Below are 22,588 nucleotides of genomic sequence, written 5' to 3'. Positions count from 1 at the left end.
GTAGCCGCTGGCCCGTATTAACCACGCGCGGCCGTTCTCTCCCCCCGGGAATCGGCCGAGACGGCGTCGAGTTGCCGCCGTCGACCCGATAGCTGTGTGTCGGAAAGCGCGACGGCGTGACCGGAAACGCCGCATGCCGTCCGAACTGGAAGGGATCGACTAGCGACGGTCCGCACGTCCTGAAGTGACAGGTTTCCGTCGTGTGTGCGACTAGATCTGTGGATGCAGTCCCGGTACTACGAGACCAGTCGCCGTCAGCGGACCCGAACGGGTTCGCGTCTCTCGATTCGCCGTCACCCAGTGGTACGTAATCGTAGATGAGTGATATGCGGTATCACCCCCCAAATTGAAGTAGATTCCAATTTTCTGTCCTACATGTGAATCGCCATACATCTCACGCCGTTCGGCCGGCAGGCACGGACGAGCAGGACCACGGGCTCAGTGGGGACGAGGGATGAGATGGCCGACCGCCGTGATCCTCGTCATCGTCGCGCTGGTGCTGGCGCCGATGTGGGTGGTCGCGAGCCAGGGCGAGGGCCCCGTCGAAGAGGTCGAACTCGACCACAGCGTCAGCGAGATTCGGCCACTGGGCGGGTTCGTGGACACGCCCAACGCCCTCTCACCGAGCCAGGTCGGCGTCGTCGTCTGGGCCGCGCTGTTCGCGCTCTTCGGCGTGCTCGCCGCGGTCCACCGGTTCATGAACGCGGCGGTTCGGCCGCCCGACCGCGGCGCCACGGAGGCCGGGTCCGGTGACGAAACGCCGGCCGCCGACGGCGGTGCGGTCGGAGACGAGGCCGCCTCGGAGCAACTGGCTGACGGCGGCGTCTCGGCCGCCGGGTGGTTGCGCACGGACGACCGCTGGATCGTCGAGTACAGCGACGCCTCGGAGTCGGTCGAGGGGATCGTCGCGATGGGTGGGCTGACGGCCCTCGCCATCGTCTTCGCGGCGCTGTTCACCGCCGAGTACTTCACCCTCGCGCGGACCCAGTACTTCGGGCTGTACGCGGCGGGGATGTTCCTCTCGCTGGCCGGCCTGACCGCGGCCTACTACGCGTGGTTCATGCCCCACGTCGAGGTCGCCGAACGGAGGGGTCACTGATGCCGGGGTCCGACCGCGACGGCGACGAGGTCGGCCGCGTGCTCGAAGACATCCCCGACGTCGACGCCTGCCAGCAGTGCCCCTGCGCCTGCGACGTGGAGGACCTGCTCGCGGACGAGCGCGGGGAGGTCGAGCGGCGCGACGTCGCCAAACTCCTGGCTACCGTCGGCGGGCTGACGGCCGTCGGGAGCCTGGCCGCGCCGCTGGCCGGCCTCTCGCAGGTGTTCGAGCGGGAGTACGAGGGCCCGATCTACAGCGACGACGTGGCGCTGGTCGACGACGAGGGGGAGCCGGTGACCGAGAACTTCCTGGAGTACGGCGACTTCGCGACGGTGTTCCCCGAGTCGAACCCCGGCCTCGAGGACGCGCCGACGCTCCTGGTCAGGTTCGAGGAGGGTGAGTACGGCGACGGAACCGACACCGACTGGGTCGCCAGCGGGTACGCGGCCTACTCGAAGGTCTGCACGCACGCGGGCTGTATGGTGTCGGACTTCGAGGGGACGACCCTCGTCTGCCCGTGCCACGCCGGGAAGTTCGACCCGCTGTCGGGCGCCAGCGTCGTCGGCGGGCCGCCACCGCGGCCGCTCCCGCAGCTCCCGCTGCGGCTCGCCGACGACGGGACGCTGGTCGCCGGCGGGGACTTCGAGGGCCCGATCGGGGTCGGAGGTGAGTGAGCGTGGCTGACCGACTCGATCGGGTCTACCGGTGGTTCGACGACCGACTCGACCTGGACCGGGACGTGCCCTTCCTCGGGAAGGCGTTCCCGGCCGAGGACTCGTACCTCCTCGGAGAGGTCGCGCTGTTCTGCTTCCTGATGCTCGTGCTGACGGGCATGTTCCTCGGGTTCTTCTTCGAGCCCTCGACGTCGGAGGTGGAGTACGACGGCAGCGTCGCCGAGTATCAGGGCGAGGAGCTGCCCGAATCGTTCGTCAGCGTGCTCAACATAACCTACGACGTCCCGTACGGGATGTTCCTGCGGCGCCTGCACCACTGGGCGGCCCACCTGTTCGTGGCCTCCCTGTCGTTGCACATGTTGCGCGTCTTCTTCAGCGGCGCCTACCAGAACCCCCGCGAGCCCAACTGGGTCGTCGGCTCGGGGCTCGCCGTCTCCTCGATGTTCGCGGCCTACACCGGCTACGCGCTGCCGTTCGACGAGTTCGCCAGCACGGCGACCGGCATCGGGTTCAGCATCGCGAACTCGATACCCATACTCGGGGACGTGTTCGCGCAGGTCGTGTTCGGGGGTGAGTATCCGTCGAGCGCGACTGTGCCGCGGTTCTACTTCATCCACGTGTTCCTCCTCCCGGTGGTCATCGCCGGGCTGATAGCCGTACACATGGGGATCCTCGTCCGGCAGAAACACACCGAGGCACCCCGGGAGGACGACGTGGCCGGGGACGGCCGGCGCGTCGACCGGGACGACGACAGCATCGTGGTCGGGCTGCCGGCCTTCCCTAACCAGGCGGCGATCAGCGCCGTCGTGTTCTTCCTGACGATGGCGACGCTGTCGCTGCTGGCCGGTTTCCTGCCGGTCCACAACGTCGCCGAGTACGGCCCCAACGACCCGGCCGGGACGCCGGCGCTGATCATGCCCGACTGGTTCCTGATGTGGGTGTTCGGCTTCCTGAAGCTCCTGCCGGGCTGGCTCGGCTTCACCGTCCCGGTCGTGGACGTCCACGTCAGCACCGAGTTCATCGGCGGGATGCTCCTGCCCGGCATCGTCTTCGCGGTCATGTTCGCGTGGCCGTTCATCGACTACCGGGAGGAGCCGCGCCACTTCGGAGTCGACCCGCTGGCCCGCCCCTGGCAGACCGCCGTCGGCGTCGCGGCGGTCGTCATGATCATGATCGCCTCGATCGCGGGGATGAACACCATCGCGGCCGACATCACGGGGCTCTCGACAGGTGTGCTCAACCCCGTGCTGCTGGCCGCGACGGTCCTGGGACCGCTGGTCGCGGGCGGGATCACCTACCTCGCGATCGACCGCTACGACGGCCCCATCTACGGGACCCACCCCGAGATCACCCCGGACGGGGGCGCGGAGGCGGACGCGGCCGAAGCCGACCACTCGGCTGACGACGCCGAACCGGCCGATACCGACGGGGAAGCGGGGCGTCGGCCCGACGACGACGGATCGGGAGGTGGGAGCGATGGCTGACGCCCGCCAGCGCCCCGTCCTCGAACCGACGACGTATCGATGGGTAGACCGACTGACGAAGCTCGTCGGCGTGGCGCTCGTCGCCGGCGGGCTGGAAGCGGGCGGCCACACGTTCGCGGGCGTCGCGCTCGGCGTCGTCGGCGCGGCGCTCGCGGTCAGCACAGTGTTCGTCGAACCAGCGACCGATCACAGCGAGGTTACCGATGAGTGAGAACGATCCCACCGACGACCGTGATAGCCAGCGAGCCGACGGCGGACGGCGGACGATCGACCGCCGCTCGTTCCTCAAGGGAGCGGGCGCGGCCGCGCTGTTCGGCGCGGCCGGGTCCGGACTCGGCCAGGACGCGTTCCAGATCGACGGGCTCGAACCCGTCGAGGGGGCCGACTACATCGGCAACTACCCCTACCGCGAGTGGGAGGACCTCTACCGCGAGCAGTGGGACTGGGACGACATCGCCCGGAGCACCCACGGCGTCAACTGCACCGGGTCCTGTTCGTGGAACGTCTACGTGAAGAACGGGCAGGTCTGGCGCGAGGAGCAGGCCGCCGACTACCCGCAGTTCGACGACGACCTCCCTGACCCGAACCCCCGGGGCTGCCAGAAGGGGGCCTGCTACACCGACTACGTCAACGCCGACCACCGGGTGACCCACCCGCTACGGCGCACCGGCGAGCGCGGCGAGGGACAGTGGCAGCAGATCACCTGGGACGAGGCGTTCACCGAAATCGCCGAGAAGGTCATCGAGGAGGTGCAGGCCGGCCGCTACGACGCCATTTCCGGGTTCACGCCCATCCCCGCGATGAGTCCCGTCTCCTTCGCCAGTGGCTCGCGACTCATCCGCCTGCTCGGCGGCGTCTCCCACTCCTTCTACGACTGGTACTCCGACCTCCCGCCGGGCGAGCCCCTGACGTGGGGCGTCCAGACAGACAACGCCGAGAGCGCCGACTGGTACAACGCCGACTACCTCATCGCGTGGGGATCGAACGTCAACGTCACGCGTATCCCCGACGCGAAGTACTTCCTCGAGGCGGCCTACGAGGGGACCAAGCGCGTCGGCATCTTCCCGGACTACTCCCAGACGGCGATCCACTGCGACGAGTGGCTCGCGCCGGACCCGGGCTCGGACATCGCCCTGGCGCTCGGGATGGCCCGGACCATCGTCGACGAGGGACTCCACGACGCGGCCCACCTCCGCGAGCAGAGCGACATGCCGCTGCTCGTCCGCGAGGACACCGGGAAGTTCCTCCGGGCGGGCGAGGTCGGCCTCGCCGAGGACGCCGGCGATCCGCAGAAGGTGTTCGTGATGGTCGACGGCGACGGCGGCCTCCGGACCGCGCCCGGGTCGCTGGGCAACCGCGAGGGCGAGTACGACCCCGGCGCGAGCATCGAGACCGGCTTCCAGCCGCAACTGGACGCGGACAGGTCCGTCGACGCGGCGGACGGCTCCGTCCAGGTTCGGACCGTGTGGAACCGCCTGCTCGACGAGCTCTCGAACTACGGCCCGGAGTTCGTCCACGAGCAGACCGGCGTCGGCACGGACACCTACCAGCGGGTCGCCCGCGAGTTCGCCGAGGTCGACCGCGCCAAGATCATCCACGGCAAGGGCGTCAACGACTGGTACCACAACGACCTGGGCAACCGGGCGATACAACTGCTGGTCACGCTGACGGGCAACCTCGGCCGGCAGGGCACCGGGTTCGACCACTACGTCGGCCAGGAGAAGATCTGGACGTACAACGGCTGGTCGGAACTGTCCTTCCCGGTCGAGGGCCGCTCCATCGCGACGGCGCTGTGGACCTACTACCACGCGGGCATCCTCGGCAACGTCGACGAGGACACGCGCCAGCGCATCGAGGAATCGATCGACCGAGGCTGGATGCCGCTGTACCCCGAGGAGCGCGAGGACGGCTCCCGGCCGGACCCGTCGGTCATGTTCATCTGGCGGGGCAACTACTTCAACCAGTCCAAGGGCGGCGTCGCCGTCAAGGAGCGACTCTGGCCCAAACTGGACCTCATCGTCGACGTCAACTTCCGGATGGACTCCTCGGCGCTGTACTCCGACATCGTCCTGCCGGCCGCGAGCCACTACGAGAAGCACGACCTCAACATGACGGACATGCACAGCTACGTCATCCCCTTCACGCCGGCCATCGAGCCGCTGGGGGAGTCCCGGACGGACTGGCAGATCTTCCGCGGGCTGGCCGAGAAGATCCAGGAGCTGGCCGAACAGCGAGACCTCGATCCCGTCCCGGACCGGTCGTTCGACCGCGAGATCGATCTGACGACGATCCACGACGACTACGTCCGGGACCACCTGTCCGGCGAGGACGGCGCGCTCGCCGAGGACCGCGCCGCCTGCGAGTTCATCCTCGAGAACTCCGTGGAGTCCAACCTCTCCGCCGCCGACGAGGGTGACGGCGGGACCACCACCGGCGCGTCCTCGGGGGATAACGGGGGTACGAACGGCGGCGGCGAGACGGCGGGCGGGAACCCCGAGGCCACGGCCAACGTCGCCACCCCGAGCCCGGAGGTCGGGGTCGGCATCGACGATCAGATCACCTTCGACCACGTCGCGGAACAGCCGCGACGGCTCCTGACGGCGGGCGACCACTGGACCTCCGACATCGAGGACGGCGAGGCCTACACCCCCTGGCAGCGGTTCGTCCAGGACAAGGAGCCGTGGCCCACGTTCACCGGCCGCCAGCAGTACTACATCGACCACGACTGGTTCCTCGACCTGGGCGAGGAACTGCCCACCCACAAGAGCCCGGAACAGCTTCAGGACCCCGAGGAGTACCCGCTGCGGTACAACACCCCCCACCCGCGGTGGTCGATCCACTCGACGTGGCGGGACAACGAGACGATGCTCCGCCTCCAGCGCGGCGAGCCGCTGGTGTACCTCCACCCCGACGACGCCGCCGAGCGGGGCATCTCCGACGGCGACATCGTGCGACTGTACAACGACAACGACGAGCTGGAGGTCCAGGTGAAGATCTACCCCAGCAGCGAGCCCGGGACCGCGCGGATGTACTTCGCCTGGGAACGGTTCCAGTTCGAGAGCCGCGGCAACTTCAACACACTCGTCGGCATGTACATGAAACCCACACAGCTCGTGCAGTACCCGGAGGACAGCGGCGAACACCTCTCCTTCCGCCCCAACTACTGGGGCCCGACCGGCGTCAACAGCGACGTCCGGGTCGACGTCGAGCTCGTCGAGGAGATGGACCGCTCCTGGCGGGCGACCGACGACGCCTCGAACGTCAGCGGGGACCAGCAGGCGACCGTCGACGAGGAGGGAACCGGCGGCCCCTGGGACCCCGAGGAGCAGACGCCCGTGGCCGGCGGCGAGAACGAGACCGGCGGTGGGGCGACCGGCAACGAGACCGGCGGCGGAAACGCCACCGCAGACGGAAACGCGACCGGCGGGACGGAGACGCCGACGGACGAAACGCCCGGCGGTGACGGAGGTGACGGCCAGTGAGCCTCCAGGGCGAGGACGGTGCGACCGTCGAGCTCGCCGACGGGATCGAGCACCAGGTCGCGATGGTGATGGACCTCAACAAGTGCATCGGCTGCCAGACGTGCACAGTCGCCTGCAAGAAGCTCTGGACGGAGGGCGGCGGCCGGGAGTACATGTACTGGAACAACGTCGAGACCAAGCCCGGCCGCGGCTACCCCCGCGACTGGGAGGAGAAGGGCGGCGGCTTCGCGTCCGCCGAGCAGGCCGGTCAGGAGGACGTGCACGGCGAGCGCGAAGTCGGCGAACTCCCGAGCGAGGAAGACTGGGGGCGGCCGTGGGAGTTCAACCACGGGGAGATCTTCTACGACGGCAGCGACGAGTCGCTCCGGCCGCAGGGCGAACCGCCGGAGTGGGGTCCCAACTGGGACGAGGACCAGGGTGCCGGGGAGTATCCCAACAGCTACTACTTCTACCTGCCCCGGATCTGCAACCACTGCACCCATCCCTCCTGTGCGGAGGCCTGTCCGCGGAAGGCGCTCTACAAGCGCGAGGAGGACGGCATCGTCCTCGTGGATCAGGAGCGGTGTCGCGGCTACCGCTACTGCGTAGAGGGGTGTCCCTACAACAAGGTCCACTTCAACGTCCTCAAGAAGAAGTCGGAGAAGTGCATCTTCTGCTACCCGCGCAAGGAGGCCGAGGGCCCGGACGACGAGGTCCGCCCGCCCGCCTGCGCCTCGGAGTGTCCGCCCCAGTTGCGCCTCGTGGGCTTCCTCGACGACGAGGACGGCCCCATCTACAAGCTCGTCGAGGAGTACGGGGTGGCGCTGCGGCTCCACCCGGAGTTCCACACCCAGCCCAACGTCTACTACGTCCCGCCCTTTGCCCCGCCCCAGCACACCGAGGACGGCGAGACGGTCGACGTCGACCGGATCCCCCGCCCCTACCTCGAGGAGCTGTTCGGCGAGGACGTCCACGACGCCCTCGACACCATCGAGCGCCACCGCGACCGCGTCCGCCGCGGCGAGGACAGCGAGCTGATGGACCTGCTCACGACGCAGGACCTGGCCAGGCAGTACCGGCTGGAGGCGTTCGAATGAGCGACGTCAGGAGCGAATTCGGGCACGAAAGGCGAGCGCAGCGAGCCTTTCGGCGTTCGAGGATGAGTGAGCGCAGCGGACCATCCTCGAGCTCGTCAGAGCGAAGCGAGTCTACCGGCGTTCGACTGATGGGAGCGATAGCGACCGAAGTCGAGCTCGGGAGAGCTCCGCTCTCCCGGTGTTTGACGATGACTGAGCACTACTCCGGCCCGCGCCGGCCCACCCCGAAGGAGGTGTTCGTGGGGTGACTGCGGGACGTGACCGCCGGTCCGTGGCGACCGCGCTGGCCGCGCTGGTGCTACTGACGGCGGCCGCCGTCGCCCCGGCGCTGGTGGGCGCGCGGCCAGCCAACGAGGTGCCCGTGACCGACCTCCCCGAGGCGGGCGACTCGCTGTCGAACCCGACGGCGGACGCCTGGGGACAGACGCCGGCGAAGGAGATCGCGCTGGCCAGCGCGCCCAGCAGCGCTCCGAACGCCAACGACACGTCGATCGAAGCCGTGTCGGTCAGGGCCGCCCGGACGGACGGACGGCTGGCGGTGCGGCTGCGCTGGGCGGACCCGACGCGTGACACCAATTTCACGGGCAACCAGTCCGCGACGCCGCACGTGAACTCGTTCGGGGACGCCGCGGCGATCCAGCTGCCGACCAACGCCAGCGCGAACCCGGGGATCGCCATGGGCAGCGCCCAGACGCCCGTCAACGTCTGGTACTGGAGCGGGCCGACCGCCGGCCAGGAACTGATCGCCGGCGGCCCCGGGACGTCGACCATGGTGAACCAGCAGGTCTCGACGAGCGCGACCTATCGGGACGGTCACTGGTACGTCACGTTCGTTCGGAACGAGAGCATCCAGACCGCAAATCGCACCGACTTCACGGCGAACGAGGACGTCCAGGTCGCCTTCGCGGTCTGGAACGGAAGCAACGCCGAGCGGGCCGGCCAGAAGGCCGTCAGCGAGTGGCAGTACTTCCCGTTCGGGCCCGGCCCGCAGGGGCCGCCCTACGAGGCGATACTCTGGGCCGTCGCGGGACTGGCCCTCGTCGTCGTGATCGTCGCCACGGTCATCGGCATCAGGAGGACCTGAGAATGACGACAGAGCGAGACACCGAGACTCACTCCGACCGAGACGCGGCCGACAGACGCACCGAGGAGCCAGTCGACGCCATCGATCCCGACGCCGGCGCCCGCGGGGCGGCGTACGCGCTCCTGGCGAGCGCCTTCGCCCACCCAGACGAGCAGTTCCACGGGGCGCTCCGAGCGGGCGACGTGGCCGCCCAGTTCGAGGCGTTGTTCGATCGGACGCCCCTCGACGTGGACGCCCCGATGCCGACGACGGACGACGACTACGAGACGCTCTGCGCCCGGTACAACGACCTCTTCGTCGTCGGGCACGCCGAGTACGAGGACCGCACGGACGGGAGCCTGAACGCCACCGGGCCGCCGGTGCCGCTGTACGAGTCCGGCTACCGGCCCGACGTCTCCTGGAACGACGTCAACCTCGACCTGGCGCGGGCGTACGACTACTACGACCTGACCGTCGACACCGACGAGCGCGAGCACCACGACCACCTCCGGCTCGAACTCGAGTTCGCCGGCTACCTCGCCCGCAGGGCGGCCGTCGCCGAGGGCAGTGAGGCGAGCGAAGCGAGCCAGTCCTCGTCGGAACGGAGTGCCGACGGAGGCGCCGACGCTGCGCGACTGGACTTCCTCGACCGCCACCTCCGCCACGTCGCGGAGGGCGTCGTCGAAAAAGTGGGCGAGGAGCCCGGAACGGGCGCGTACGGCGAGTTCGCCGCCCTGCTGGACGCGTTCACCGCCGCGGACAGGGCCGAACTGGTGGACCGGCTGGAGGGGGGATGACCGTGGCGCGGAAATCCGCGTCCGGCCACCGAACGACCGGGACCCGTAGAGTCGCGAGCCGGCTCCGTACGGCCGGCCCCGGCGACGTTCGGGGTGCCAGCGGAATCGCCGCTGCGGCCGCCGTCTGCCTGCTGGCCGCCGTCCGCGTCGCTCGCAACGCCCCGCTCGGCCGGGCGCCGGTCGGAGTCCAGCCCGTCCACGACCTCGCCAGCCCGGCCGCTGTGCTCGTGCCCGCCGCCGCCGCGGTCGCCGTCGGCGTCGTGGCCGACGACGATCGGGCGCTCGTCGGGCTGATCGCCGCCGGGGTGTTCGCCGTCTTCGCGGGGTTCGGCCCGGGCGGCGCCGCCGCGGCGGCCGCCGGCGTCCTCCCCGGGGCGACCGCGCTAGTCGCCGCGCCCGCGCTACTGGACAGGCCACGCCGTCGGGCACCGGTCGCCGCGCTCGCGGTCGCCGCCGTGGCGCTCTCGCTCGGCGCGACCGCCGGACCGTTCGGTCCGGGCGTCCGGTGGCTCGGGACCGCGGCCGCGTTCGGCGCGCTCGCCGTCGCTCCGCTGGCGGTCCGGCCGTCCCCCCTGGCGCTGGGGGCCGGCGTCGGGGCCGCTGCTTTCGTCGCCGCCGGGGCGCTCGCCGCGCCGTTCGTCGCGGGCGCGGCGTTCCTCGCCGTCGGGGCCGCCGTCGACCCCGGAATCGCCCTCGCGGCGCTGGGCGTCGGCGGCGGGGTCGCCGTCGTCGCCGAGAGCGCACGCCGTCGACGCGTCACGGGGGTCGCCGCAGGACTGCTGTTGCTCGGTGCCGGCATCCCGGCGACGGTCCCGCGGGCGCTGGCCGTCGTGCTGGGCCTGCATCTGCTGGTCGTCGCTGGAGAGCGCCTCGAGGACCACGCGGTGAGCGGAGGTGAGGCGAGGTGAGTGACGGCTCCGGACACGGCCACGACGACGGTCACGCCTGCGGCTGCGGCGGCGACTGCGCCTGCGGTACCGACCCCGGACGGAACGGAAGCGAGGACCACGAACGGGCCGCGAGCGGAGAACGCAAGCGCGACGGCGACAGTCACGGTCACACCGACAACGACGACGATCACGCCTGTGGCTGCGGCAGCGACTGCGCGTGTGGAACCGGTGACAGCGACGATCACAGTCACGGACACGGGCACGACCACGGACACAGCTGTGGCCCGGGCGACGCGGCCGACCACGAGGAGGCTGAGGGACCGCCGGACCCGCAGCTGGCACCGGAGCGGAGTCCCGGGTTCGGCGTGGATCCGGCGGGCCTCGAGGACATCGAGGTGAGCCGCGAGGACGTCACCATCGGCGAGGCAACGCCGGAGGAACTGACCGCGAGCGACACTGATCCGGTGGCCGACGAGTCGGTCGAGGCGCTCCTCGACCGGCTGCGCTCGGGGTCGAAGATCGAGCGCCGGCGCGCGGCGCTGGCGCTGGCCGACGCCCGCGACCCGGACGACCGCGTCGCGGAGACGCTGGCCGGCGTCGCCCAGACCGACGAGGACGACGACGTCCGGCAGTTCGCCGTGGAGGCGCTGGGCAAGATCGGCGGAGAGATCGCCGAGCGCGGTGCGCTGGCCGTGACAAACGACGACGACCCGTGGGTGCGGGCTGAGGCGGTCGTCACGATCGACCGACTGGACCGGGCGGCCCACGAGGACCGACTGGCTGCGGCGCTCGACGACGGCCACCACGCCGTCAGGCGCAACGCGCTCATCTCGCTGTTCAAGCTCCGCGGCGAGGACGCCGGCGACGACCTGCTGGCGGCGCTGGACGACGACAGCGAGCGCGTCCGCGAGTGGGCCGCGCACATGCTCGCGGGCGTCGACGCCGACCGGTGCCGCGAGGCGCTGAAACGGACCGCAGCGACGGACGACAGCGACGTGGTGCGCGCCACGGCCGCCAACGCGCTCCAGGAGGACCCCGCCCGCTTCCGGCGGAACTTCCGCGGCGCGCTGGCCGAGGGGGATACGCTGCTCCCCGGCGAGGACCTGCTCAATCGGAAGCCAGACCTCTGATTCATGAGTCAACCCGACACCGAACTCCAGGAACGAGTCGAGGCCGCCCTGCGGCGCGTCGAGGACCCGCAGGCCGGCATGAACGTCTTCGAGGCCGGCCTCGTCGAGGACATCGCGGTCGAGGACGGCTCGGTGACCGTCGAGGCCGCCCTCGACGGGTTCGACGAGGAGGCGATCCAGAGCGTGACCGGTGCCATCGCGCGGGCGGCCCGCGACGTCGACGGCGTCGAAGGGGCCCACGTCGAACCCGCGGCGACGACGACCGAGGACCCCGCATCCATCGAGGACGTCGACAGGATCGTCGCCGTGGCGAGCACGAAGGGCGGCGTCGGCAAGACGACCGTCGCGACGCACCTGGCCTGCGCGCTCGCAGGAGCGGAGGAGACAGCGCTGTTCGACGCGGACATCTACGGGCCGAACGTGCCGTCCCTGCTCGGCGTCGAGGGCGTGATCCGCGCCGACGAGGACGACCGGCCGATCCCCGTCTCGGTCGGCCCGATGGAGGTGATGAGCGCCGACCTCCTGACCGAGGGCGGGCCGCTGGCCTGGCGCGGCGCAATGGCCCACGACGCCCTGACCGAACTGTTCGAGACGACCGCCTGGGACGACCCGGACACCATGGTGATCGACCTCCCGCCCGGGACCGGCGACGTCGCGCTGACGACGCTACAGGAGGTACCCGTCGACGGCGTCGTCCTCGTCACGACTCCGTTCCACACCAGCCTCGAGGACACCCGGCGCAGCGTCGAACTCTTCGAGGAGAACGGCGTACCCGTCCTCGGAGCCGTCGTCAACATGGAGCGGTTCACCTGCGAGTGCGGCCGCGAGCACGACCTCTTCCCCGGCAAGGACCCCGGCGAGGGCCTCGACGTCCCGGTGCTCGCCCGCCTCCCGTTCGACGACGAGATGCAGGACGACCCGAAACCGGGAGCGGCGCCAGCATCGATAGCGGGCCTCGCGACGGACGTCCGGGACCGCCTCGACGACGTCGACCGCGTCGAGATCCCCGACGACGCCGTCGACCTGCGCGGTCTGGGGCCACAGCAGCGCCTCGACCGCGTCCGGGAGGCGTTCACGGCGCTCGACTCCGGGGAGCGGCTGCACGTCGTCAGCGACCGGGACCCGACGCCCGCCGGCGAGTTCCTCGTGGACCTGCTCGACGAGGACGGTCCGCCGTCAGAGGCCCTCGCGGCGTTCGCGGTGGACAGGCGGGGGCCGAACGAGTGGGCGCTCGTGGCCGAGCGGCCGTGACGACGGAGCCGGGCGTCGTCAGTCCGGGTCGGTGCGGTGCGTCGACGCGGTCGACGGACTAGTCCGAATCGAGCCCGACGACCTCCGGCCCGGGTGTCTCGCGGTTCGCCAGTCGGTCGCCGCCGTAAATCAGGACGACGAGGACGGCGGTCGCGACGAGGGGGACGGCGCCGGTCACCTCGGCCAGCAGGTTGAGCCACGGGTCCGGCACGCCGCCGGGGGCGAGGGCGGCCAGGTCCGCGGGGTGGTAGACGCCCATCGCGTTGATCCCGGCGTGGAACACCGCCACGGCCAGGACGCTCCCGCCCGTGACGTTGTACATCCACGTCCAGAGGACCGACCCGGTCAGGATCGTCACCATCCAGATGCCCTGCTGGGTGATCGACCACGCGCCGTGGGTCGTGTTGGCGTTGAGAAACAGCGGCAGGTGCCACCCGGCCCACGCGACGCCGACCAGCAGGCTAGTGACGAGCGCGCTGTGTCTGTCCTGAAGCAGCGGCACCATGAACCCCCGCCAGCCGAGCTCCTCCTGGCCGCCACCCCAGATCGTCCCCCAGGCCAGCACGAAGAGGTAGATCCCCGGAAAGGGCAGCGCGCTCAGGTCGATCGGTCCGCCGCCGAGGACGAACAGGACGCTCCCCGCGACCAGAATGAGCAGCGGCAGTCCGAGCGCGACCGCCCACCACTTCGCGCCGATACGCCAGCGGAAGAACTGGCCGATCCACGCCCGGAGGTCGCCCCCGCTCGCCCAGACGACGGCGGCGGCCCCCAGGGGCGGTCCGAAGCCCCCGAACCCGACCAGGATCGAGAGCGTCCACGACGCCTCCATTTCCGTGACGACCAGGATTCCCTGGATCGTCCACGTGAATCCGTACGCGATGGCCAGGAAGGCAGCGATCCGATGCCGATCGATCCACGCGGAGACGCCACTGGGCATGAGCAGGAAGTCTCGGGCCAAAAAGATAGTTTTGTCGACAGTTTTCGCCGAGGGGTGCGCTGCGACGTTCCTATCGTGATTCAGCGAGAGAATCCCGGCCTTCAGGCCGTGCGTGAATCGCGTAGCCCGGTGTGACAATCCACGCAGGTCTGTCGGGCCAGATATTCCTCTTTCACTCTGGTTTGCATACAATTATGTAGCTAGTCCGTCATAGGCTATGTATGGCGAATCAGGTCACGCGCACCTACGTTGCATCCATCCGCAACCACCGGCAGGTGTGTGACGACCTCGATTCGCTCGGGTTTGCCGCCTCGAAACTCTGGAACGTCGCCCGGTGGACGTGTGACCGCATCTGGCACGAAACCGGCACGATTCCAGGCGACAGCGCGCTCAAAGCGTACCTCAAGAGTCACGAACGCTACGCGGATTTGAACGCACAATCCAGTCAGGCAATTCTCGAAGAGTTGGCTGAAGCGTTCGAGTCGTGGTACGCCCACCGCGAGAACGGTAACGGGGATGCGAACCCGCCCGGCTACCGCAAGCACGGCGACGACCACCCGCGCTCGACGGTCACGTTCAAAGAGGACGGCTTCAAGCACGATTCCGACCACAACAGGATTCGACTCTCAAAGGGAGCGAATCTCAAAGACTCGTGGTCCGACTTCGTACTCTGTGAGTACGCCGCTGACCCGGACGTGGACGTACAAAACGTCCAGCAGGTCCGGGCGGTCTGGACTGGCGATGAATGGGAGTTACACATCGTCTGTCGCGTCGAAACTGGCGACCCGGAACCGCCCGGCGACCAGGTGGCGGGCATCGACCTCGGCATCTGCAACTTCGCCGCCATCGCGGTCGGAGACGAAGCCCTGCTGTACCCCGGTGGCGCACTCAAAGAGGACGACTACTACTTCCAGAAAGAGCGAGCGAAGTGCGACGATAGCGACTCCCACACAGCGCACCGACTGGACCGCAAGCGCCGGGGCAGACGTGACCACTTCTTGCACGCTGTGTCAGCAGATATGGTGGCCGAGTGTACCGCCCGAAACGTCGGGACGATTGCCGTGGGCGACCTCTCGGGCATCCGCGAGGGAACCGACTGGAGCGACCACGGCAATCTGGATCTACACGGGTGGGCGTTCGACCGCTTCATCGAGATGCTGGAATACAAAGCCTCCGAGCGCGGCATCAGCGTTGAGCGCGTGGACGAACGCGATACCTCGAAGTCGTGTGCGCCTTGCGGAACCACCGACGACAACCAGCGCGTCGAGCGTGGGCTGTACGTCTGCGAGGCGTGTGGGCTGGTCGCCAACGCCGACGTGAACGGGGCAGAGAACATCCGACAGAAGGGACTCCCGAATCTCGCCTGTGACGGGGGAGATCGGGATAACGGCTGGATGGCACAGCCAGTGGTGCGCCTGTTCGATAAATCCACGGGGCAAGTAGCCCCACAAGAGCAGGTATCCCGCGAACCATAATATCCCTGCGTTCGGGAAACCCCGGCGTTCACGCCGGGGAGGATGTCATCCGAGCACGTACTCGAGGACGGGGTAGCGCTCGATGAGCGTCTCGCCGTCGACCTCGTACTGCTCGATGTAGGCGTCGAGCCCGAGGATCCGGCCGGCGCCGAAGGCGGCGACGGCGAGGAACACGAGCATGTACGCGAAGTCGCCGTTGATCACGCCGTGGGCGATCTCCCAGTTCCCGAAGTAGAACATGAGCATCATCAGCGCGCCGAAGAACGCCGCGAGGCGGACGACGGCGCCGACGAGCAGGCCGAGGCCGATGAGCAGCTCGCCCCACGGAACGGCCACGTTGGCGAACTCGACGAACCACGGGGTCGATCCCATCCAGGCGAACACGCCGGCCAGCGGGTTGCCGTTGGTCGCTGCGACGTTGGACAGGTACCCGCCGGCGCTGAACGGCTCCGCGGCGACGATCTTGGTGAATCCTGAATAGGCGAACGCGTAGCCCATCATCAGCCGGAGGGCGAGGACGAACCAGGCCGACAGGCTGTGGGCACGGCCGCCGACCGTGTAGCCGCCGATGGTACTCTCGAAGGTATTGCGGGCGTCAGTGGAGATCGGTGAAGCAGTCATGATTACGGAAGGAAACTTCCTACTTGGGTAGAGGTCGGAAGGGGTAATAAAGTAGTATTGATACTAGTTATCACTGGTCCAGAGACGATGCATTCTGGTAATCAGCTGTGTCTCACCAGGGTATTCGCTCCGCAGCCGGCCGTCAGAACTGGACTGGCACGTGTACGGCGAACGACTGGGCGCTCCCAGATCGAGGCGGATCACCCGGACGAATTGGACCGCGAGGACAGATGGACACTGACGGGCCGATCACTCGTCGTTCCCCGACGCGAGCGTCATGACCGGCCGGTCCGCCAGGCGAACGACGTGCTCGGCGACGCTGCCCAGCAGGTACCGGTCGAGGCCGGAGCGGCCCTGGGTACCCATCACGATCAGGTCCACGTCGTGGTCGTCGGCGTAGTCGACAATCGCCCGGGCTGGCGTCCCGCTGAGCACGGACGTCTCGACGGACTGCAGGCCGGCCGCTTCGGCGCGGCGAGCGACGTCGTCAACGGCCTCCTCTCCGACCGTTTCCAGCGTGTCCAGGATGGTGACGCTGCCGACGTCGCCCCAGAACGCCCTGAGGTCGACGACGTTGACGGCGTGCAACGCCGCGTCAGTGGCCTCGCAGAGATCGATGGCGTGGTCGGCAGCGGCGTCGGCCCCGTCGCTGCCGTCTGTCGGGACCAGCACGCTCTCGACGTCCCAGTCCTGATCGTCTTCGTCCGGGACGACGAGCACTGGCGTCCGGGCAGTGCGTAGCGTCCGCTCGGCGACGCTCCCCAGGATGATGCGGTCGAGGCCGGAGCGACCGTGCGTTCCCATCACGATCAGGTCCACGTCGTGGTCGTCCGCGTAGTCGAGGACGGTACTGTGTACCGGATCGGCCGTCTCGACCACCTCGGTCGAGACCGCCAGGCCGGCCGCAGTCGCTCGTTCCGCTATCGGGGTCAAGATCGACTCCGCACGGTCGGCGAGTGCGTCGCGCGCTTCCGTCTCGACGTCCGCCGGGACGTCGACGAGCTCAGCGACGTGGATCACGTGAAGGGACGCGTCGAACCGCTCGGCGATCGCGATCGCGCGGTCGACTGCGGCAGTTGCCGGATCGCTACCGTCCGTGGGCACCAGAACAGCGTCGTACATGATCGCGTCTGATGGCTACGACGCGACGATACGTCAAACCGATCGTACGTCCCCAGATATACGCCAGAACCCCTCCGGATCGTACTCGGCAGCAGGTCGGACTGGTTCCGGGGCCAGCACTGTGCACCGGCTTTCTCCTGTTTCCACCGTTCGACGTCTCCCCGTCCGCAAACGCAGCGCTCGCAGTCACTCTCTGGATCGCAGTCTGGTGGGTGACCGAGACGATCCCGATCCCTGCGACGAGCCTCCTTCCAGTCGTTCTCTTTCCACTGACCGGCGTCGTCGCAATCGTCGTACTCACCTACACGTGGCTTCCAATAGCCGTCGCACTCGTCGGATGAATCGAGGGAGCCGTCGAAAGAGAGTCGAGTTCGCTGGGAGGCCGTCACATATACATCCGGTCGTCGTAACTGTCCGTCTGGTCCATCGCCTGTAATCGATCTTCGAGACCGCGGTAGTACTGTTCGATTTCGCGCGCAAACTGTTCGAGGGCTGTCGTATCGATATCGAGGCCGTACAGCCGTTCAGCGGCGACGAGAAGTCGGAGGGCCGCTTCGACGTCCGGGATCCGTTGATGGACTGGTGTAACGAAGACGCCGACGCGGAGGTCGGTATCCATCCCGCGACCGACGAGGCTAGCATTGACACCGTCGAGGAATCCAGCGCCCATCGCCGGGATATCGGTAGACGCCAGCTGTTCGCTCTGGTAATCTTCGGTAGCGACGTAGAACACCTGGTGCTCCTGTGGACCGTGGGGAAGAGGGATACCCGAGAGAATCGTGATCTCCTGAACGGTATTCGTGTCAGTCCATTCGAGGACGGACTTCGCAAACGGATCGGCCGCCCACGGCGGTACGAACAGCTCGTTCACCAGCAGGGTAATATCCAGATCGGATCGAGAAAAGAGTCTGGTGTGGTGGCGGGGTGTGCCGTTCTCGAAGGGCGTAATCGACGGAAGCGCCTCAGTCGAGATGTAGCCGGTTTCCTCCAGATCGAGTTGATCGGTCAGGAAGTCGACTGCGGTGAGCCCGGCTAGCCCAAACGACGAGAAGCCGGCTACGAGCTTCTCTGACGGCGTTGTCTCGTGAGTGATCTGGAACGATGGACGGGTGGACGGATCGGCTTCCATATCGTGCCATGTTCTCGATGAACAATAATGATGATGTAAGGCAGGGCAAAACCCACGACTGATGTCGTGGCATCGCGCCGTGAGCTGGCTTGAGCGACCGCGCGCAGGAACGCCCGAATGCGGAAAGCCGACAGTCGACTCGCTGTTGCCACGGCGAGAGCCGAAACCAAAACAGCGAGCCGACCGACACAAAACGAGATTCCTCGAAACCTCAGACGGGACACGAGTACCGGCTTCGTGGTGGAGTCAGCGCCGTCGGTCACAACGCTTCGATTCCCACCCTGCAGGAGTGACCTGCCCGGCCGACACCAGTGGGAAACCCACGACTGTAGTCGTGCAAGCACGTCACTGTGCTGTCCAGCCACCGTCAACAGGGACGTTCGCTCCCGTAATGTACGAGGCCTCGTCAGAGGCGAGGAACATCGCGAGGCCGGCAACTTCCTCCGGTTGGGCGACCCGTCCCATTGGAGTCTGCCCGTGAACATACTCGTAGAACTCTTCGTCCCTGAAATTTGGTTCGGTCATCGGAGTTTCGACGAAGCCCGGACAGATGCTGTTGACCCGGACGTTCTGTTTGGCGTAATCGACCGCAACCGACCGCGTGAAGTTGACGATCCCACCTTTGGCCGTCGCGTAGGCAGTTGCTCCTGGGCCAGCGACGAGACCGTAGATCGACGCGATGTTGACGACACTTCCTTCTGACTCCTTCAGGTGGGGCATCGCCGCTCGCGTCCCGTGCATGACGCCGTTCAAATTGATTCGCATTACGTCGTGCCAGTCATCGAGTGACGTGTTCTCGACCGTCCCGATCCGGCCGATTCCCGCGTTGTTTGTCATCACGTCTAGCTGTCCGTACTTCTCGACGGTGGCTTCGACGAGCGCTTCGACTTGGTCGTACTCTGCGACGTCACACTGCGTAAAGTCACAATCGAGTTGCTCAGCGGCCTCCTGACCCGTATCAGCCGAGCGGTTTGCGATCACCACGTCTGCACCGTACTCGATGAACTTGGCAGCAGTTGCTTTGCCGATCCCCGTCGATCCGCCGGTGACTATTGCGACTTTGTTCTCGAGCATGAGTCTCGTTCGCAATACGCGCCGTGAGTACAAAATCCAAGGTGCCGCGTTACAGGTGGCGAGGACACGCGCTCAGCCAGTTACGGTGAGACGGAAGGAGTGAGCGGCGGCCGTGGCCGCTTCGCTCGGACACCTCTCGGGAACGTCGCCGAGACGATCACGGAACAGCCGATGTGTTCACCACGTGCAGGCCTCCCAACGGGGTCCAGAGTAGCGCGATACGTTATCGGGTAGATGCGACGATGGGCTCGAAGACGAGCTTCGAACTGGGCCCAGTTGCCAGTCCCGTCGATCGTGGCTCCAGTCGTAGCCGTCGTCGAGCAGGATTCTCGTTCGACGGGTTCAGGTCGCCGGAGATGCGTGCGAGAGTCTCGCCACAGTACGCCAGTCCGAGGGTGACGAGGCCCGGCGGCGAAAAACGGATCGGAGTGGGTTGTAAACAGACCAACCAGTATGCCGAAGCGTCCCTCGGGCGGTCGTGCCGCAGGTTCGTTGCACGCAACGTCGAGAGCGACCGTCCTCGACGAACTCGATACTACCGAGGACGGCCTGTCGACGGAGGAGGCGGCCGGGCGCCTCGAGCGGTGCGGACCGAACGACGTTCAGGAGGGAAAGCGCGCGTCGCGCGTCGAGTTGCTCGTCTCCCAGTTCCGCGATCCGCTCATCTACCTCCTGATCGTGGCCGCGGTGCTCTCGCTGGCCGTCGGACTCGTTCCGGGGGGTCACCCGAACTACGCCGAGGCGGGCTTCATCACCCTCATCATCGCTGTCAACGGTCTGTTCGGGTTCGTCCAGGACTACCAGGCGACCCGGTCGATCGAGGCGCTGCGCGAGATGGCGAGTCCGGACGCGACTGTCGTGCGGGAGGGACGAAAGCGGTCAGTCGAGGCGAAACAGGTAGTCCCGGGCGACGTCGTCGTGCTCGAACAGGGCGACGCGATACCGGCGGACGCGCGACTGCTGTCGACCGAGGAGTTGCGCACGAACGAGTCCGCGCTGACCGGTGAGTCGACCCCCGTCGAGAAGTCGCTCGATCCGGTCGACGAGGACGCACCGCTGGCCGAGCGGGCCGACATGGTCTACATGAACACGACCGTCGTCAACGGACGGGGCCGCGCCGTCGTCACCGCGACGGGCATGGACACGGAAGTCGGTGGGATCGCGACGCAGTTAGGCGAAGCCGAGGACGAGCAGACCCCGTTCGAGCGGGAAGTCAGGCGGCTCGGGAGGCAGATCGGCGTCCTCGTCACGATCCTCATCGTTCTGGTGACGGCCGTGCAGTTCCTCTTCACGGCGACGGAACCGGTGGCGATACTCCTGGTGGGCATCACCCTGGCAGTCGCCGGCGTCCCCGAAGGGCTGCCTGCGGTAGTGACCTTCACGCTGGCGCTGGGAGCGCGTCGGATGGTCGACCGGAACGCCATCGTCAGGCGGCTACCGGTTGTGGAGAGCCTCGGCTCCGTCGACACCGTCGTCACCGACAAGACCGGGACGATCACGGAGAACCGGATGACCGTCACGCGGCTGTACGCCGGTGGGACCGTCGTCGACGTCGACGAGCGACACCGGCCGAACGGAGACGTCGAGGACGAGGCGATGGTCGTCGGCGACGACCGGGCGTCCGAACCGGCCGTCGAGCGGCTCCTCAGATGCGGCGCCGTCTGCAACGACGTCGACCTGATCGACGGCGAGTACGAGGGGGATCCGACCGAGATCGCGCTCCGGCGGGTCGCGGACGAGTCGGGCGTGGATCACACTGGCGAGCGGGTGCGCGAGGTACCGTTCTCTTCCGAGCGAAAGCGGATGACGGTCGTCGTCGACGAGTCGGAGGCGGTCACCGCGTATATGAAAGGAGCCACGGAAGTCGTGTTAGACCGCTGTGACCGGATTCTGGAGGACGGCGAAGTTCGACCGCTCACCGACGAGCGGCGGGCGGGCATCGAGGACCGGACCGAGTCGTTCGCCGCGGACGCGCTGCGCGTGCTCGGGTTCGCGTCGAAGGCGGTCGACGACACAGGGGCCGACGCCGAGCAGCTCGAGGACGGGATGGTGTTTCTCGGCCTCCAAGGGATGCTCGATCCACCCCGCCCGGAAGTGGAACGGGCCATCGCCGACTGCCGGTCGGCGGGCGTTCGCCCCGTCATGGCGACCGGGGACACTCTCGCCACTGCCAGGGCGGTCGGCGAGCAGGTGGGGTTCGATCCCGCGGACGCGCTCACTGGTCCCGACCTCGACGACCAGTCGGACGAGCAACTGCGCGACACCGTGGAGGACGTCGACGTGTTCGCCCGCGTCGCGCCGGAGCACAAGGTCCGGATCTTGGAGGCCCTCCAGGCCAACGACCACGACGTCGCGATGACCGGCGACGGCGTCAACGACGCGCCCGCCCTCACGCGGGCCGACGTCGGCGTCGCGATGGGCGACCGCGGTACGGACGTCGCCAGGCAGGCCGCCGACGTGATCCTCCGGGACGACAACTTCGCGACCATCCGGGACGCCATCGAGGAGGGACGGGGCATCTTCGAGAACGTCCGCAAGTTCGTCAACTACCTCGTCTCGACGAACACCGGCGAGGTGCTGGCGGTGTTTCTCGGCGTCATGCTGGGGACGCTCCTCTTCCCACAGCGGTTCACGGGCACGGCTCAGGCGCTGATACTGACTCCCGTCCTGATCCTCTGGATCAACCTCGTCGCGGACACGCTCCCGGCGCTGGCGCTGGGCGCCGATCCGCAGGCAGAGGGGCTCATGGATCGCCCACCCCGACCGACGGACGAGGGCGTGATCGACGCGCGCGTCCTGACGTCAATCCTCACGATCGCCGTGCTGCTGGCGGTGACCGGTCTGGGCGTGTTCTTCTACGGGCTCGACGAGACGGGATCGCTCCGTCTGGCCCAGACGCTGCTTTTCACGTTCATCGTGGTCGGCGAGCTAGTACGGATTTACGTCATCCGCTCTCGGTACGGCCTCTCGGTGGGCTCGAACCGGTGGCTGCTCGTGGCCATCGGCGTCTCGCTGGCCGTCCACCTGACAGTGCTGTACACGCCGCTCCGCGGATTCTTCGACGTGGTGGCGCTCTCCCTCACGGAGTGGAGCTGGATCACCGTCGGCTTCGCGGCGTTCCTCCTGTGCAACGTCCTCGCGTCCGCCGTGTTCGATCGGATCGTCCCCTCGTCGAGCAGGTCGGGCGAGGGGTAGAGGTCTCCGCGGTTCCGCCGTGGCCCTGGACTGACCACGAGTGCCAGGAGAGGCGCCACCGGGGTAGCGCGTGCGCGTCGGTAACTTAT

General features: G+C 68.0%; 19 protein-coding genes. 14 read left to right on the top strand and 5 right to left on the bottom strand.

Going from position 1 to position 22,588, the window contains the following annotated elements; genetic code table 11:
• Positions 1-454: 454 nt before the first annotated feature.
• From LCY71_RS19525 to LCY71_RS19475, 11 genes are all read left to right on the top strand, one after another.
• Positions 455-1,099 carry a hypothetical protein gene (locus LCY71_RS19525; protein WP_225336562.1) on the top strand — a complete coding sequence of 215 codons (645 nt, stop codon included), beginning with the start codon at positions 455-457 and terminating at the stop codon, positions 1,097-1,099.
• Positions 1,099-1,773 (top strand): Rieske (2Fe-2S) protein, encoded by a 675-nt coding sequence (locus tag LCY71_RS19520; protein WP_225336561.1) that lies wholly within the window; start codon positions 1,099-1,101, stop codon positions 1,771-1,773. The genes LCY71_RS19525 and LCY71_RS19520 overlap by 1 nt, the downstream gene beginning before the upstream one ends.
• A 2-nt stretch (positions 1,774-1,775) precedes the next feature.
• Positions 1,776-3,257, top strand: coding sequence for a cytochrome b (locus LCY71_RS19515; protein WP_373325185.1), 1,482 nt, complete (start codon positions 1,776-1,778; stop codon positions 3,255-3,257).
• On the top strand, positions 3,250-3,468 hold the full coding sequence (locus LCY71_RS19510; RefSeq protein ID WP_225336560.1) for a DUF8120 family protein: 219 nt from the start codon (positions 3,250-3,252) through the stop codon (positions 3,466-3,468). Before LCY71_RS19515 ends, LCY71_RS19510 begins: the two co-directional genes overlap by 8 nt.
• On the top strand, positions 3,461-6,739 hold the full coding sequence (locus LCY71_RS19505; protein WP_225336559.1) for a molybdopterin-dependent oxidoreductase: 3,279 nt from the start codon (positions 3,461-3,463) through the stop codon (positions 6,737-6,739). Before LCY71_RS19510 ends, LCY71_RS19505 begins: the two co-directional genes overlap by 8 nt.
• Positions 6,736-7,815 (top strand): nitrate reductase subunit beta, encoded by a 1,080-nt coding sequence (gene narH, locus LCY71_RS19500; protein WP_263654389.1) that lies wholly within the window; start codon positions 6,736-6,738, stop codon positions 7,813-7,815. The genes LCY71_RS19505 and narH overlap by 4 nt, the downstream gene beginning before the upstream one ends.
• Before the next feature lie 244 nt (positions 7,816-8,059).
• Complete coding sequence (locus LCY71_RS19495; protein ID WP_225336558.1) at positions 8,060-8,899, top strand: ethylbenzene dehydrogenase-related protein; 840 nt, start codon at positions 8,060-8,062, stop codon at positions 8,897-8,899.
• 2 nt (positions 8,900-8,901) lie between these two features.
• Positions 8,902-9,675, top strand: coding sequence for a molecular chaperone TorD family protein (locus tag LCY71_RS19490; protein ID WP_225336557.1), 774 nt, complete (start codon positions 8,902-8,904; stop codon positions 9,673-9,675).
• Between the two features lie 2 nt (positions 9,676-9,677).
• Positions 9,678-10,583, top strand: a complete 906-nt coding sequence (locus LCY71_RS19485) for a DUF8068 family protein (RefSeq protein ID WP_225336556.1) — start codon at positions 9,678-9,680, stop codon at positions 10,581-10,583.
• A gap of 317 nt (positions 10,584-10,900) precedes the next feature.
• Positions 10,901-11,695: a HEAT repeat domain-containing protein gene (locus LCY71_RS19480; RefSeq protein WP_225336625.1), complete on the top strand. Its 795-nt coding sequence runs from the start codon at positions 10,901-10,903 to the stop codon at positions 11,693-11,695.
• Between the two features lie 3 nt (positions 11,696-11,698).
• The gene (locus LCY71_RS19475; protein WP_225336555.1) at positions 11,699-12,946 is read left to right on the top strand and encodes a P-loop NTPase; all 1,248 of its coding nucleotides are present in this window, start codon (positions 11,699-11,701) and stop codon (positions 12,944-12,946) included.
• A 58-nt stretch (positions 12,947-13,004) separates the two neighbouring features.
• Here LCY71_RS19475 and LCY71_RS19470 read toward each other — a convergent pair whose 3' ends face one another.
• A complete protein-coding gene (locus LCY71_RS19470) occupies positions 13,005-13,883 on the bottom strand; it encodes a CPBP family intramembrane glutamic endopeptidase (protein ID WP_225336554.1) in 879 nt (292 codons plus the stop codon).
• Between the two features lie 221 nt (positions 13,884-14,104).
• Between LCY71_RS19470 and LCY71_RS19465 the strand changes: the two genes are divergently transcribed.
• Complete coding sequence (locus LCY71_RS19465) at positions 14,105-15,358, top strand: RNA-guided endonuclease InsQ/TnpB family protein (protein WP_225336553.1); 1,254 nt, start codon at positions 14,105-14,107, stop codon at positions 15,356-15,358.
• Positions 15,359-15,403: 45 nt separating this feature from the next.
• Here the strand turns inward: LCY71_RS19465 and LCY71_RS19460 are convergent, their stop codons facing one another.
• Positions 15,404-15,979: a DoxX family membrane protein gene (locus tag LCY71_RS19460; protein ID WP_225336552.1), complete on the bottom strand. Its 576-nt coding sequence runs from the start codon at positions 15,977-15,979 to the stop codon at positions 15,404-15,406.
• A gap of 249 nt (positions 15,980-16,228) precedes the next feature.
• Positions 16,229-17,101 carry a universal stress protein gene (locus LCY71_RS19455; protein WP_225336551.1) on the bottom strand — a complete coding sequence of 291 codons (873 nt, stop codon included), beginning with the start codon at positions 17,099-17,101 and terminating at the stop codon, positions 16,229-16,231.
• An 11-nt stretch (positions 17,102-17,112) separates the two neighbouring features.
• Between LCY71_RS19455 and LCY71_RS19450 the strand changes: the two genes are divergently transcribed.
• Positions 17,113-17,442: a hypothetical protein gene (locus LCY71_RS19450; protein WP_308444711.1), complete on the top strand. Its 330-nt coding sequence runs from the start codon at positions 17,113-17,115 to the stop codon at positions 17,440-17,442.
• 44 nt (positions 17,443-17,486) lie between these two features.
• Here the strand turns inward: LCY71_RS19450 and LCY71_RS19445 are convergent, their stop codons facing one another.
• Positions 17,487-18,230 (bottom strand): proteasome assembly chaperone family protein, encoded by a 744-nt coding sequence (locus LCY71_RS19445; RefSeq protein ID WP_225336550.1) that lies wholly within the window; start codon positions 18,228-18,230, stop codon positions 17,487-17,489.
• Positions 18,231-18,575: 345 nt separating this feature from the next.
• Positions 18,576-19,304 (bottom strand): meso-2,3-butanediol dehydrogenase, encoded by a 729-nt coding sequence (gene budC, locus LCY71_RS19440; RefSeq protein WP_225336549.1) that lies wholly within the window; start codon positions 19,302-19,304, stop codon positions 18,576-18,578.
• A gap of 453 nt (positions 19,305-19,757) precedes the next feature.
• Between budC and LCY71_RS19435 the strand changes: the two genes are divergently transcribed.
• On the top strand, positions 19,758-22,499 hold the full coding sequence (locus tag LCY71_RS19435; protein ID WP_373325184.1) for a cation-translocating P-type ATPase: 2,742 nt from the start codon (positions 19,758-19,760) through the stop codon (positions 22,497-22,499).
• Positions 22,500-22,588: the final 89 nt, after the last annotated feature.

It is taken from the genome of Halomicrobium urmianum (genome assembly GCF_020217425.1).
In the GTDB taxonomy this organism is placed as follows: domain Archaea; phylum Halobacteriota; class Halobacteria; order Halobacteriales; family Haloarculaceae; genus Halomicrobium; species Halomicrobium urmianum.
This window is presented reverse-complemented; position numbering and strand designations above follow the sequence as displayed.